Below are 14,047 nucleotides of genomic sequence, written 5' to 3' on the forward strand. Positions count from 1 at the left end.
TCACTCCGGTTTGAGCGCGTCGAGTCTGGGCAGGGTGGTCGCGGGATCGGGCAGGATCCCGGTATAGGCCGCGAAGCTGGCCATCGCCATGAAGCGGAACAGGTCGAAGCCTGTCATCACGGCGAGGCCGGCAGCGCGGGCGGCGCGCAGGAAGGGCGTCTCGGTCGGCGTGTAGACCGCGTCGAAGGCCCAGCCCTGTCCGCCGATCCATGCCGGATCGAAGGCGGAGCCGGTGTCGGGAGCCATCCCGCGCGGCGTGCAGTTGACGAGGCCGTCGGCTTCGCGCGCCACGTCCCCGGCCTTCGCAGCGTCGACGGCCCGCGCGCCGGTCCGGGCGGCCAGCGCCTCGGCGGCCTGCCGGTCTAGATCCCAGACCGTGACCTCGGCCGCGCCGAGCGCCATCAAGGCGGGCACGACCGCCCGCGCAACGCCTCCGGCGCCCGCCACCGCAACTCGCCCCGGCAGGCGGTCGAGGATCGCGGGCCATGCGGCGAGAAAGCCCGAGTAGTCCGTGTTGTGCCCGGCGACCGGGTCGAAGAGCAGCGTATTCGCCGCGCCCAGCGTCTCGGTCCCCGGCACCATCCGGTTGCCTGCCCAGGCGGCGGCATGGGTCTTCCACGGATGCGTGACCGTCACGCCGGTCCAGCCTTCGGCCCTGAGCCGCTCGACCGTCGTATTGAAATCGAACGCTGGGTCGTGCGCGGTGTCGATGGGCGTGAAGGCGAGGCGGCCGCCGTAGTCTTCGGCCATGATCGCAAGTGCGGCGGCCAGGCGGGACCGGCCGATATTCTCGCCGATGAGCCCGCAGCGCAGGAGGGAGAAGCCGCTCATGGCAGTTGGACCGAGAGGGTAGACTCCTTGCAATGCTCCGCCTCACCGGCGGCGCCGCGCCAGGCGGAGTCCGAAACCGTTATCGGAACCACTTGGCGAGAAATCACGACGAGACGCCGATCTTGTAACCTGCGAGTGCCGAGCGCTGCGCCGCTGTGATCGACGCTCGGCTGTATACGCCAGTCTCAGTCCAGGATTGCGTATCCACAAGCCCCTCGTGTGCCGTGCGTAGCAAATGGTCATGCGGAACAAGGAACCAGTCCTCGCCATCCGGGAAGGCGATCCAGATATTCCTGCCCAGATACTTGCGATCGACCGTCCAGCGCGACTTCTGCTGGATCAGTCTGATCTCTCTTGTGTCCTCTCGGTACGCGATCATGTCGATCCCAGAATCGATCAACGGGACGAAGACTCCGAAGACGTCTTGAAGAAGCAGCTCCGACAGCCTGTTTCGGTTGGCGTATTCGACGACCCGCGAGCCGCTCACATCACCGCCCCGATCTGCCAGGGCACGAACTCGTAGTCGCCCAGCCCCTGCGCCTCGGACTTGCTCGGCTCGCCCGAGGCCACGCGCAGGAACATCTCGTAGATCTCCCGTCCCTTGCTCTCGACCGTGGCGCCGCCGTCGAGGATGTCGCCGGCGTTGATGTCCATGTCCTCGGGCATCCGCCGGAACAGCGCGCTGTTGGTCGCGACCTTGATCGTCGGCGCGGGCTTCGACCCGAAGGCGGAGCCGCGCCCCGTGGTGAAGCAGACGAGGTTGCAGCCGCCCGCGATCTGACCCGTGACCGAGGCCGGGTCGTAGCCGGGGCTGTCCATGAAGGTGAAGCCCTTGGCGCGGACCGGCTCGGCATATTTGTAGACGCCGGTCAGCGGGGTCGTGCCGCCCTTGGCTGCGGCGCCCAGCGACTTTTCGAGGATGGTCGTCAGCCCGCCCTTCTTGTTGCCGGGCGAGGGGTTGTTGTCCATCGAGCCCTTGTTGCGCGCGGTATAGTCCTCCCACCACTCGATCAGGCCGACCAGCCGGTCGCCCACCGCGCGCGAGGCGGCGCGGCGGGTCAGCAGGTGCTCGGCACCGTAGATCTCGGGCGTCTCGGCCAGCACGCCGGTGCCGCCCTGCGCGACCAGCAGGTCGCAGGCATGGCCCAGCGCCGGGTTCGCGGTGACCCCCGACCAGGCGTCGGAGCCCCCGCACTGCAGCGCGACCGTCAGCGCCGAGGCGGGGCAGGGGGTCCGGGTCGCCTCGTTGGCGATGGGCAGCATCGTGCGGATCTTCTCGATCCCCTTCTCGACGGTCTGGCGCAGCCCGGCCACATTCTGGATGTTCATGACCTGGAACGTCGGTCCCTGCTCCAGCCCATAGGCCTCCAGCAGCCAGTCGATCTGATTCATCTCGCAGCCCAGCCCCACCATCAGGACCGCGGCATGGTTCGGGTGGCGCGCGTAGCCCCACATCACGCGCTGCAGGGCCTCGAACCCGTCGCCGTCGCCGGCCATGCCGCAGCCCGTGCCGTGGACATAGGCGACGACCCCGTCGACATTCGGATAGGCGGCCAGTTCTTCGGGGCCGAAGGCGTCGGCGATGCGGCGCGCGGCGGTGGCCGAACAGTTAACGGAGGTGACCACGGCGATGTAGTTGCGCGTCCCCACCGCGCCCGATGCCCGCCGATAGCCCTGGAAGGTGTCGCCCTCGGCAGGCGCCACCGGCCGCAGGTCGGTGCCGAATTCGTAGGAATGGTCGGTCGCCGCGAAGGCGAGGTTGTGGCTGTGGACGTGGTCGCCGGGCGCGATGTAGGCCGAGGCGTATCCGATGATCTGGCCGAACTTGCGCACCGGGGCGCCCCTGGCCACTGCGCGCGTCGCGATCTTGTGGCCCGAGGGGATCAGCGCGGCGGTGCGCAGACCGTCGGTCTCCACCCCCGCTTCCAGGGCGCGGGTGGCGACGACCACGTCGTCGTCGGGGGAAAGGCGGATGGTCAGGCTCATGAGGTCACGCGCAATGGGGGCTGTCGGAGGTCCAGCGATGGATCGGAACATGCGGAGCCTGCGCACAGGCCGCGCGAGCATCCAGCCACATGTCGCGGACCGCGCACCAATCCGGAGCCGGTCCGGGCCGGACCTCGAAGCTCGGGAAATGGGCGCGGCCGGTCGGTTGGCCGCTGCGCTGATAGCGCAGGTCGAAGGACCAGCGAAAGCCCTCGGTGCGATTGTCGAGCGCGGCATGCGGGACCATCGGGTGCAGCAGCACGATACCGCCTGCCCGGACCGGCAAAGGCTCGGCGCGGGCCGGGGTCAGGTGCTTCGCCGGGATGGCGGTCTGGTCCAGCGGGCAATGCGGCAGCATCGCCTGCGGCCCGTCGAAGGGCTGCGCGATCAGGCAGCCGTTCTCGGGCGTGGCATCGGTCATTGCGACCCAGACCGTGACCATCACGGTCTCGTCCGCCTCGGCATGGGCGACGCCGCGGTCCTGGTGCCAGGCCGTGAGGGTCGTGTGGACCGGCGCGTCCTTCGCGACGGTACGGGACGGCGGCTTGATGCGCAGATGCTGGATCGGGTTCGAGGTGACGCGCGGGCCGACGATCCCTTCGGCAATGTCGAGCAGCGCATCGCAGGTCAGCAGATCGTGTACTGCCGGGCCGTAGTGAAACGGCGTGTCGGCCTCGATCCGCGAGCCGGGCAGCGTGATGTCAAGGCTTTGGAACCAGTCGTGCCCCGACAGGTGGACGGCGCGCAGCGTCTCGAGGAACGACCCGCGCCAGCCGAGGCCGAGGCCGTCGGCCATCGCCGTGACGGCTTCGGAATACTCGGCCTCGACGGCCTCCCGGATCGTCCCGGGGACGACGTCCTCGACGACCAGGCAGCCCCGGTGCTGGAATTCGTCGATCTGGGCTTCGGTCAGCATGGGCTCAGTCCAGCAGGATCTCCACGATGGGCGGCCAGATCAGCAGCACCGACAGCGCGAGAAGCTGGATGCAGATGAACGGCAGGAAGCCCTTGAAGATGTCGGTAAGCGAGATGTGCGGCGGGCAGACGGACTTCAGGTAGAAGGCCGCCGGGCCGAAAGGCGGGCTGAGGAAGCTGACCTGCATGTTCATGCAGAACAGCACCCCGAACCAGACGGCGAGGTTCTTCGGCTCCACGCTGCCCAGAAGGCCGATCTCTTCGATGGGAAGGCGCTGCACGATGGGCAGGAAGACCGGGATGATCAGCAGCACGATCCCGACCCAGTCCATGAAGGCGCCCATGAAGAGCAGGATCAGCATCATCACCAGCAGGATGCCCATGGTCGGCAGATCGGCGCTGGTGATCAGGTTCGCGACATAGGTCGGCCCGCCCGCGATGGTATAGGCGCCCGCCAGCGCCGTGGCGCCGATGGTCACCCAGATGATCGTGCCGGTCGATTTCAGCGTCCGCATCAGCGAGTCCCAGACCAGCTCGACGCTGGCCTCTCCGCGGAAGACGGAGATCAGGAAGACCGCGACGACACCCATGCCCGCCGCCTCGGTGATCCCCGAGATGCCGCCGTAGATCGAGCCCATGACGACCCCGATCACAACGATGGGCGCCACGAGCCCCTTGCCCATCGCCCAGCCCGTCTTCGCCCGGTGCGGCTTGAAGACGAGGAAGATGGCGGCAAGGGCGATCGCCGCCAGCCCGCCCAGGATCCAGACATGGTGCGGCTGGCCCAGGACGATCGGATCGACGTTCTCGATCACCTCGTTCTGCCCGGTGACGGTGAAGAACAGCGCCCGCAGGAACAGGGCCGTCGAGAACCCCGCGACGATGATCGACAGGAAGGCGCCGAACAGCATCGCCTTCTCACCCGACGGCGGATCGTTCGGGTCCGGCGCGGGCAGGGGTGCCAGGGACGGATTCATCTGGGTGCGGATGATGATGTAGATGATGATGAAGGCCGCGAGCATGAAGCCCGGCACGAAGGCCGCCGTGAACAGCGCCTTGATCGAGGTCTCGCTGATGAGGCCGTAGATGATCAGCACGATCGAGGGCGGGATCATCGTCCCGAGCGAGCCGGAGGCGCAGATCGTCCCGATGGCGAGGTTCTGGTCGTAGCCCAGCCGCAGCATCTGCGGCAGCGCGATCAGGCCCAGCAGAACCACCTCGCCACCGATGATGCCCGACATGGCGGCCATGATGACGGCCATGATCGAGGTCACGATGGCGATGCCGCCCCGCGTCCGGTTCAGCCAGACGTTGAGCGAGGAATACATGTCCTTGGCGATGCCCGACCTCTCCAGCAGGGCGGCCATGAAGATGAAGAGCGGGATCGAGATCAGGACGTAGTCCGTCAGCAGCCCGTATATCCGCTGCGCCAGGATGTTGAGCGGGCCGGACCCGAAGCGCCCGGTCAGCATACCTTCCCCGAATTCCCACGGCGCCGTCAGCAGCACCGGCTCGAAGCGCATAACCAGCACCAGCACCGCGAGGATGGCCGAGGCCATGCCCAGCGGCATGCCGATCGCGAGCAGCAGCATGAGGCTGATCAACAGGACCAGCGAGATCGTTCCGACGTCCATTTATGTCCCCCAATTCCCCTCTTGCGGGGGCCTAGTCCTGGCCGACCTGGCGGCGCAGCCGCTCCAGCTCGTCCGGGTCGATGTCGTCGGCGGCGGTATGGACCACCGGCTCGGCGTTCCAGTCGCGGATCAGATTGGCGATGGCCTGCAGCGCCACGAGCAGCACGATGAACAGAAGCATCGGCTTCAGCGTCGCCGGGATCGGCGGGTCGAAGGCGGTGCCGAAGGTCTCCCATCGCATGAACTTGTCGCGGGCCTCGCCCCAGCCGCCGTAGAACAGCGCTGCGGCGAAGAGGACGATCAGGAATGTCGAGACCGTGTCGCAGGCCCGCTGCAGCCAGCGCGGCATCAGGTCGTAGAGGATGAAGATCCGGATATGGCTGCGCTGCTGCATCGCATAGAGACCGGCCAGCATGAAGATGAAGCCCGCCAGCCACAGCGACATCTCGTTGGCCCAGAGCGTCGGGCGCTCGACCACGTAGCGCATCACGACCTCGTAGACCATGACGCTGACCAGGACCACGATCAGCACCATCGTGACTCGCCCGATGAAGACCGAGAGCCGGTCGAAGAACCCCCAGTCCTCCCATTCCGAAGGCGCGCGGCGGACCGTCATGAGGCCCAGCACGAGGAACAGCACGGACCCCGCGACGGCGAGCCAGTCGAACAGGTTCACGGCGTCGTATCGGCGCGCCAGCGCATCGACGGCCGGGCCGGCCTCGCGGAAGATCATCAGGAAGGCCGGGACGTTCCAGACGACCCAGGCGAAACAGGCGGTGAACGCCATCGGCACAACGACTTCCCAGACGCCCGGCACGTAGACCCCGGGGGCGTCGCCGACCGTCTCGACCGGGGTGGCGGAAAGCTTGCGCTCGTCGGACATGGGGCACGCTCCTGGATGGGTCGCGGATCGGCGCGCGGACCAGGGGCCCGCGCGCGATCACGCACAAGTCGGCGCGGCCAAGATCGGGGCCGCGCCTTGCGTCAGAGAGCCCGGCTCACTTGGAGACGAGGCCGAGCTGGTCCAGATAGGCCAGATGGCTCGCGACCAGCGCTTCGGCCTCGGGCGTCGTGGCGAATTCGGGCCAGGTGGCCTGCGCCGCATCGCGGAACGCCTGCTTGTCCTCGTCGGACCAGTTCGAGAGCGTCACGCCCTGTTCGCGCAGACGCGCGGCGGCTTCGGCGTTCAGCTTTTCGAACTGAAGCGCGGTCCGCAGGGCCAGGCTTTCCATCGCGGTGTTCATGATCGCGCGATGATGCTCGGGCATGGCGTCCCAGACGGCCTTGTTGCAGGCGAGGTGGTCCGACGGCATCGAGTGGAAACCGGGATAGTTCGAATGCTTGACCAGATCGTAGAGGCCGATGCTCTCGTTGTTGGCGAGGCCCGAGTAGTCGGTTGCGTCGATGATGCCCGTTTCAAGCGCGGTGAAGACCTCGGTGAAGTCCATCACGATCGGCGACGCGCCCAGCTTTTCGAAGATCTTGGTCTCCATCCCCGGCGGAGAGCGGAACTTCCAGCCCTGGAGGTCGGAGATCGACGCGATCGGCTTGCTCGACGCGAGGCTCTCCTGACCGTAGACCCACCAGCCGACGAGCTGCATGTCGAACGCGTTGTAGAGCTCCTGCGCGGCCTCGAGGCCACCGCCGTAATACAGCCAGCTGAGCTGCTGATAGGGCGTGTCGTAGCCGCCCATGATGTCGCCCACGAACTGGAACGCGGGGTTCTTGCCGGTCTGGTAGGCACCGCCGGTCATGTCGCAATCGAGGATGCCGGTGGCCGCCGCGTCGAAGGCTTCGACCGTCTTCACGACCGAGGACGAGAAGAACATCTCGATGTCGATCTCGCCGTTGGACATCGCCTCGACGTTGTCGACGAACTCCTGGGCAAGCTGCCCGCTCGTCTGTTCGGGGTTGTAATGCGTCTGGATGCGCAGCGTCGTCTGCTGCGCCATTGCGGCGCCGGTCAGGGCCGTGGTCGCCGCGGCGATGGCCGCGATCGTGAGCGTCTTCATGGATGTCCTCCCGTTTCTCCGTGTGCCCCGTCCGAACCCGTCTGCGGGCCTCCGATCGGCGGAGCCTGCGGAGAACCTAACGGCGATTCCGCCGCCCACGCAAACCGAAAATGAAAATCGTTGGACAGTTCGCTATTTTTTCGAATATCAAAATTCCCGGGGAGGGGCGCATGCCCGAGGGACGCGAGAGACTGGACACGCCCGGCATCTATGCCGACCTTCAGCGCGGGCTGCTGACCGGCGCCTTCGCGCCCGGCGCCAAGCTGCGCCCGACCGAGCTTCACAAGGTCTATGGGGTCTCCGCCAACACGGTGCGGGACGTGCTGCTGCGGCTCTCGCAGCTTGGCCTCGTCGAGTTCGAGATCCAGCGCGGCTTCCGGGCGCCCGCCGTCTCGCCCGCGCGTCGCGCCCAGATCGCCGCCTTCCGCGTCGTGCTGGAGCAGGAGGGCGCGGTCCGCTCGATGCGGCGCGGCGGCCTGCCTTGGGAGACGCGGCTGACGGCGGCGCATCACGCGCTTCTGCATATCGAGCGGCAGATCGCCCGGCGCCCCGACAACACGATGCCCTTCGTCGGCATCTGGTCGGATGCGGAACTGGCCTTCCACCGCACGCTCATCTCCGAATGTGCGCTGCCGCCGCTGATCGACACCTTCGAGCGCATCTACATGCAGTTCCGCCAGCAGATGGTCGGGCTGGAGGCGCATTGCGTCCCCAGCTACTTCGAGCGCATCGTGGCCGAGCATCAGGCCGTGGTCGATGCCGCCATAGCCGGCGACGAGGCCGCCCTGCGCGCGGCGATCCAGGCGCATCAGGACAGGCACCTGAACGCATGAGCCGCCGATCCGAACCCCTGACAGGCGCGTCAGCCGTCGGCCAGTCCGTTGCGCGCCCGAAGCTCCAGATAGAGCGCGGAGTGGTCCCAGTCGCCGCCGCCCATCTCGTCGCGCAGCACCTTGAACCGCTCGTTCACGGCCTGCACCGTCGGCAGCGTCAGCGACAGCCCCTCCGCCTCGGCCAGCACGTTGTCGAGATCCTTGATCTGGAACTTCGTCAGGCCGCCGGGCGCGAAATTGCGCTCGGTCATGCGCTGCCCATGCTGTTGCAGGATCGCGCTGTCCGCGAAGCCGCCCTTCAGCGCCTCGCGCACCGCCGCCGGGTCGGCGCCGCCCTGTTCCAGAAGCAGCATCGCCTCGGCCACGGCGCCGATGGTGCAGGCGACGATGGCCTGGTTGGCCAGCTTCGACAGCTGCCCCGCGCCCACGGGACCGACGTGAACGGCGCGTCCGAGGTCATTGAGGATGCTCTCCACCCTGGCAAAGGTCCCGACATCGCCCCCGGCCATGATCGCCAGCGTCGCCGCCTCGGCCCCCCTGGTTCCGCCCGAGACAGGCGCATCGACATAGCCCATGCCGTGCGCCGCGAAGCGCGCAGCATGGGCGCAGGCCTCCTCGGGCTTGATCGAGCCCATCTCGACCCAGATCGCGTCCGGGGCGAAGGCGTCCATCGCGTCGATCTGCACCGCGTCCGAGGCCGGCCCGTCCGACAGCATCGAGATCACGACGGGGGCGCCTGCGACCGCCTCGGCGGGGGTCGGCGCGATCCGGGCGCCCAGCCCTTCCGCCTTGGCCGCGGAGCGGTTCCAGACCGTCACCTCATGCCCCGCCGCCACCAGGTTCCGCGCCATCGGCGCACCCATCAATCCCGTCCCGAGCAGTGTGACCCTGGCCATGCGCCTCTCCCTGTTTGCGCTGGACCCTGAAACGGCTTAGCCCCGAAGACAACCGAGGAGTCCCCATGACAGACCGACTGAAAGGCCATCGCGCGCTCGTCACCGCCGCAGGCCAGGGAATCGGCCGCGCCACCGCCGAGATGTTCATCGAGGAGGGTGCCGAGGTCTTCGCGACCGACCGCGACGCCGACCTGCTGGCCGGTCTCGACTGTCAGACGTTCCGGATGGACGTGCGCGACGACGCCAGCGTGGCCGAGGGCGTCGCGACGGCCCGGCCCACCGTCCTGTTCAACTGCGCGGGCTTCGTCCATCACGGTACCGTACAGGACGCCACCGACGACGAATGGGAGATGGGCTTCGACCTGAACGTCCGCTCGATGTTCCGCACCATCCGCGCGACCCTGCCGATCATGCTGGAGGAGGGCGGCGGCTCGATCATCAACATGTCCTCGGCCTGTTCCTCGGTCATCGGCGCGCCGAACCGCTTCATCTATGGCACCACCAAGGCGGCGGTGATCGGGCTGACCAAGTCGGTCGCGGTCGACTACGTGAAGCGCGGCATCCGCTGCAACGCGATCTGCCCCGGCACCGTCGAGAGCCCGTCATGGCACGAGCGGGTTAAGGCTCTGGGCGAGCAGATGGGCAGCTACGAGAAGGCGCTTGAGGCCTTCGTCTCGCGCCAGCCCATGGGCCGCGTCGCCACCGCGCGAGAGATCGCGGCGCTCGCCACCTATCTCGCCTCGGACGAGAGCGCCTTCACCACCGGCCACCCTCACGTCATCGACGGCGGCTGGTCCGGCCAGTAGGGTCGAGGGAGGATTGCGATGACCTACACCGCCCCCGCCGCGACCGGCATCGGCCATGTCCACCTGCGGGTGAAGGACCTGGAGCGCGCCATCGCCTTCTATCGTGACGTGATGGGGTTCGAGCTTCAGGTCCGGATGAAGGGCGCGGCCTTCCTCGGCGCGGGCGGTTATCACCATCATATCGGCCTGAACGACTGGAACAGCGCCGGCGGACCTCCGCCCCGGGGGCATAGCGGCCTGTTCCACACCGCCTTCCTCTATCCCACGATGGACGACCTGAAGACCATCGCCCGGCGCGTGCGCGACAACGGCGTCCATATCTACGGCCATGCCGATCATGGCGTCTCGGTCGCGCTCTACTTCGACGACCCCGACGGCAACGGCATCGAGATCTACTGGGACCGGCCCCGCGAGGACTGGCCCCGCGACGACGATGGCAACCTGATCCTCGTCAACGACCGCTTCGACCTCGGCGAGTTCCTCGCCGCCTGACGCATCCAGACTGGACCGACCGAATGACCAAGCTCCGCTCCCGCATGTGGTTCGACAACCCCGACAACCGCGAGATGACCGCGCTCTACCTGGAGCGCTACCTGAACTACGGCCTGACGCGGGAGGAGTTGCAGGGAACCAAGCCCATCATCGCCATCGCGCAGACCGGCAGCGACCTCAGTCCCTGCAACCGCCACCACCTGGAACTGGAGAAGCGCGTCCGCGACGGCATCATCGCGGCCGGCGGCCTGCCGCTGCAGGTCCCCGTGCATCCCATTCAGGAGACAGGGAAAAGACCAACAGCGTCGCTCGACCGCAACCTCGCCTACCTGTCGCTGACCGAGACGCTCTACGGCTACCCGATCGACGGGGTCGTCCTGACCATCGGCTGCGACAAGACCACGCCCGCGCTGCTGATGGCGGCGGCGACGGTCAACATCCCGGCCATCGCGCTCTCCGTCGGGCCGATGCTGAACGGCTGGTTCAAGGGCCAGCGCACCGGGTCGGGAACGATCATCTGGAAGGCGCGCGAGATGCATGCCGCCGGAGAGATCGACGATGCAGGCTTCATGGATATCGTCGCCTCCTCCACGCCCTCGGTCGGCTATTGCAACACGATGGGCACGGCCACGACGATGAACTCGCTGGCCGAGGCGCTGGGCATGCAACTCCCCGGCAGCGCGGCCATCCCGGCGCCCTACCGCCAGCGCGGGCAGATCAGCTACGAGACCGGCCTGCGCATCGTCGAGATGGTCCGCGAGAACCTCAGGCCCTCGGACATCATGACCCGCGCGGCCTTCGAGAACGCCATCGTCGTCAACTCCGCCATCGGTGGGTCGACCAACGCACCGATCCATCTGAACGCGATCGCGCGGCACATGGGCGTGCCGCTCGACAACGACGACTGGCAGAAGCTCGGCCATCACATCCCGCTGCTCACCAACATGCAGCCCGCGGGCGAATATCTGGGCGAGGACTACTACCACGCCGGCGGCGTGCCCGCGGTGGTCGGCCAGCTTCTTGCCGCCGACCTGCTGCCGCATCCCGACGCGCTGACGGCGAACGGACGGACCATCGGTCAGAACTGCACGGGCCTCGCCTCCGAACTGCCGGACGTCATCCTGCCTGTGGACGCGCCGATGATGAAGGACGCGGGCTTCCTGAACCTCAAGGGCAACCTCTTCGACAGCGCGATCATGAAGACCTCCGTCATCTCGAAGGAGTTCCGTGACCGCTACCTGTCGAACCCCGACGACCCGGAAGCCTTCGAGGGCCGCGCCGTCGTCTTCGACGGCCCGGAGGATTTCCACGCGAAGATCGACGATGAAAGCCTCGGGATCGACGAGAACTGCATCCTCGTCATGCGCGGCGCCGGGCCGATCGGCTATCCCGGCGCGGCCGAGGTCGTGAACATGCGTCCGCCCGCCTACCTGCTCAAGCGCGACATCCACGCGCTGCCCTGCATCGGCGACGGGCGGCAATCCGGCACCTCGGGCTCGCCCTCCATCCTCAACGCCTCGCCCGAGGCGGCGGCGGGCGGCGGGCTGGCGCTGCTGCGCACCGGCGACCGGATTCGGATCGACCTCAAGACCTCCAGCGCGGACATGCTGGTGGACGAGGCCGAGCTGGCCGAGCGCCGCCGCGCCCTGCCGCAGCATCCCTTCACGCCCGAGAGCCAGACCCCCTGGCAGGAAATCTTCCGCGACCGGGTGGAGCCGCTGTCCAGGGGCATGACCCTGCGCGGCGCCGACGCCTATCGCGACGTGGCGGGCCGCGGCCTGCCGCGCGACAATCACTGAGACAGCAAGGAGTTACGACATGAAGCTCATCCGCTTCGGCGCACCCGGCGCCGAGAAGCCCGGCATGATCGACCACAATGGCGACCTGCGCGACCTGAGCCAGGAGGTGGCCGACATCGCCCACGAGGTCCTGAGCGACAAGAGCCTCGACATCCTGCGCAAGCTCGACCCGATGACCCTGCCCAAGGTCGAAGGCCCCGTCCGCCTCGGCCCCTGCGTCGGCGGGATCGGCAAGTTCCTCTGCATCGGCCTCAACTACTCCGACCACGCCGCGGAGACCGGCGCCGAGATCCCCCAGCATCCCATCCTCTTCCAGAAGGCCACCAGCGCCGTCGTCGGTCCGAACGACGACGTGGTGATGCCCCGCGGTTCCACCCATACCGACTGGGAGGTCGAGCTGGGCGTCGTGATCGGCACCCGCTGCAAATACGTCTCCGAGGCGGACGCGCTGAACCACGTCGCAGGCTACTGCACCATCAACGACGTGTCGGAGCGGCATTTCCAGACCAGGCTCTCGGGCCAGTGGACCAAGGGCAAGTCCTGCGACACCTTCGGTCCGACCGGCCCCTGGCTGGTCACCCGGGACGAGGTCCCGGACCCCCAGGCGCTGTCGATGTGGCTCGACGTGAACGGCAAGCGGATGCAGACCGGAAATACCTCGACGATGATCTTCACCGTCGCTCAGTGCATCGCCCACCTGTCGGAGCTGATGACGCTGCATCCGGGCGACGTGATCTCGACCGGCACGCCTCCGGGGGTCGGCATGGGTATCAAGCCCGAGCCGGTCTACCTGAAGGCCGGCGACGTGATGGAGCTGGAGATCGAGGGTCTCGGCAGGCAACGCCAGGAGGTGCGGGCGGATGGCTAAGGTCCGGCTGCTCCAGATCGGGGCCATCACCGACCGGATGCGCGAGGCGCTGGTCGAGTTCTTCGATATCGACGTGCTGTTCGATCAGGAGGACCGGACCGGCTTTCTGACCGCGAACGGCGCGGAGTATCCCGCGATCCTGACCAACGGCCATTGGGGCGTGCCCGAGGACGTCGCCGCCGCGACGCCGAACCTGAAGGTCGTGTCGAGCTACGGCGTGGGCTACGACGCGATCGACGCCGAGGCCTTCGCCGAGCGCGGGATCCTCATCGCCCACACGCCCGGCGTGCTTTCGGACGAGGTGGCCAACACCTTCCTGATGCTCTGGCTCGCCGTCAGCCGGGAGCTGATCCCCGCCGACGACCATGCCCGCTCCGGCCGGTGGGAGGCCGAGGGCAACTACCCGCTGACGCGCTCCGTCATGCGCCGGAAGGTCGGGATCCTGGGCCTCGGCCGGATCGGCGAGATGATCGCCGCGCGCTGCGTGGCCTTCGACGCCGAGATCCACTATCACTCCCGCACCGAGAAGAAGGTGCCCTACACCTACCATGAGACCGCCGAGTCCTGCGCCGCCGCGGTCGAGGTGCTGGTGGCGATCACACCCGGCGGGCCGGAGACGAAGCATCTCGTGAATGCCGACGTGCTGCGGGCTCTGGGCCCCGACGGGCTGTTCTTCAACCTTGCCCGCGGCTCGGTCGTGGACGAGCAGGCGCTGATCGCGGCGCTCGAGGACGGCACCATCGCGGGCGCGGGCCTCGACGTCTTCGCCGAGGAGCCGAAGATCCCGGACGCGCTGAAGCGAATGAAGAACGTCGTTCTCACGCCGCATGTCGCCTCGGCCACCGTTGAGACGCGGCAGGCGATGGGCGACCTCGTGGTCGAGAACCTCGTGCAATGGCTGAACGACGGCACCGTCGTAACCGCGGTCCCCGAATGCCGTCATCTTTGACCGCCTGTTAAGGTTAACGGGGCGCC

General features: G+C 67.7%; 14 protein-coding genes. 6 read left to right on the plus strand and 8 right to left on the minus strand.

Annotation, left to right across the window (positions count from 1 at the left end):
* The 7 genes from DR046_RS10355 to DR046_RS10385 all read right to left on the minus strand — a co-directional run bounded on the left by DR046_RS10355 (position 1) and on the right by DR046_RS10385 (position 7,378).
* The gene (locus DR046_RS10355; RefSeq protein ID WP_115382313.1) at positions 1-831 is read right to left on the minus strand and encodes a shikimate dehydrogenase family protein; all 831 of its coding nucleotides are present in this window, start codon (positions 829-831) and stop codon (positions 1-3) included.
* Between the two features lie 103 nt (positions 832-934).
* Complete coding sequence (locus tag DR046_RS10360; protein WP_115382314.1) at positions 935-1,318, minus strand: hypothetical protein; 384 nt, start codon at positions 1,316-1,318, stop codon at positions 935-937.
* The gene (locus DR046_RS10365; protein WP_115382315.1) at positions 1,315-2,817 is read right to left on the minus strand and encodes a UxaA family hydrolase; all 1,503 of its coding nucleotides are present in this window, start codon (positions 2,815-2,817) and stop codon (positions 1,315-1,317) included. Before DR046_RS10365 ends, DR046_RS10360 begins: the two co-directional genes overlap by 4 nt.
* Before the next feature lie 4 nt (positions 2,818-2,821).
* A complete protein-coding gene (locus DR046_RS10370; RefSeq protein ID WP_115382316.1) occupies positions 2,822-3,733 on the minus strand; it encodes a phytanoyl-CoA dioxygenase family protein in 912 nt (303 codons plus the stop codon).
* A gap of 4 nt (positions 3,734-3,737) precedes the next feature.
* Positions 3,738-5,366, minus strand: a complete 1,629-nt coding sequence (locus tag DR046_RS10375; protein WP_115382317.1) for a TRAP transporter large permease — start codon at positions 5,364-5,366, stop codon at positions 3,738-3,740.
* Positions 5,367-5,397: 31 nt separating this feature from the next.
* Positions 5,398-6,249, minus strand: a complete 852-nt coding sequence (locus tag DR046_RS10380; protein ID WP_245190901.1) for a TRAP transporter small permease subunit — start codon at positions 6,247-6,249, stop codon at positions 5,398-5,400.
* 115 nt (positions 6,250-6,364) lie between these two features.
* Positions 6,365-7,378, minus strand: a complete 1,014-nt coding sequence (locus DR046_RS10385; protein WP_115382318.1) for a TRAP transporter substrate-binding protein — start codon at positions 7,376-7,378, stop codon at positions 6,365-6,367.
* A 170-nt stretch (positions 7,379-7,548) separates the two neighbouring features.
* Between DR046_RS10385 and DR046_RS10390 the strand changes: the two genes are divergently transcribed.
* Positions 7,549-8,211, plus strand: coding sequence for a GntR family transcriptional regulator (locus DR046_RS10390; RefSeq protein ID WP_167767057.1), 663 nt, complete (start codon positions 7,549-7,551; stop codon positions 8,209-8,211).
* Between the two features lie 29 nt (positions 8,212-8,240).
* Here DR046_RS10390 and DR046_RS10395 read toward each other — a convergent pair whose 3' ends face one another.
* Positions 8,241-9,107 (minus strand): NAD(P)-dependent oxidoreductase, encoded by an 867-nt coding sequence (locus DR046_RS10395; protein ID WP_115382320.1) that lies wholly within the window; start codon positions 9,105-9,107, stop codon positions 8,241-8,243.
* Between the two features lie 65 nt (positions 9,108-9,172).
* Between DR046_RS10395 and DR046_RS10400 the strand changes: the two genes are divergently transcribed.
* The 5 genes from DR046_RS10400 to DR046_RS10420 are packed head-to-tail and all read left to right on the plus strand — an operon-like array spanning position 9,173 to position 14,021.
* On the plus strand, positions 9,173-9,913 hold the full coding sequence (locus DR046_RS10400; RefSeq protein WP_115382321.1) for an SDR family oxidoreductase: 741 nt from the start codon (positions 9,173-9,175) through the stop codon (positions 9,911-9,913).
* Between the two features lie 18 nt (positions 9,914-9,931).
* The gene (locus DR046_RS10405) at positions 9,932-10,405 is read left to right on the plus strand and encodes a VOC family protein (protein WP_115382322.1); all 474 of its coding nucleotides are present in this window, start codon (positions 9,932-9,934) and stop codon (positions 10,403-10,405) included.
* A 23-nt stretch (positions 10,406-10,428) separates the two neighbouring features.
* Positions 10,429-12,204 carry an IlvD/Edd family dehydratase gene (locus DR046_RS10410; protein WP_115382323.1) on the plus strand — a complete coding sequence of 592 codons (1,776 nt, stop codon included), beginning with the start codon at positions 10,429-10,431 and terminating at the stop codon, positions 12,202-12,204.
* Between the two features lie 19 nt (positions 12,205-12,223).
* Positions 12,224-13,072, plus strand: a complete 849-nt coding sequence (locus DR046_RS10415) for a fumarylacetoacetate hydrolase family protein (RefSeq protein WP_115382324.1) — start codon at positions 12,224-12,226, stop codon at positions 13,070-13,072.
* Positions 13,065-14,021 (plus strand): 2-hydroxyacid dehydrogenase, encoded by a 957-nt coding sequence (locus tag DR046_RS10420; RefSeq protein ID WP_115382325.1) that lies wholly within the window; start codon positions 13,065-13,067, stop codon positions 14,019-14,021. The genes DR046_RS10415 and DR046_RS10420 overlap by 8 nt, the downstream gene beginning before the upstream one ends.
* The last annotated feature ends 26 nt before the right edge of the window (positions 14,022-14,047 follow it).

This window comes from Jannaschia formosa (assembly GCF_003340555.1).
Taxonomy (GTDB): domain Bacteria; phylum Pseudomonadota; class Alphaproteobacteria; order Rhodobacterales; family Rhodobacteraceae; genus Jannaschia; species Jannaschia formosa.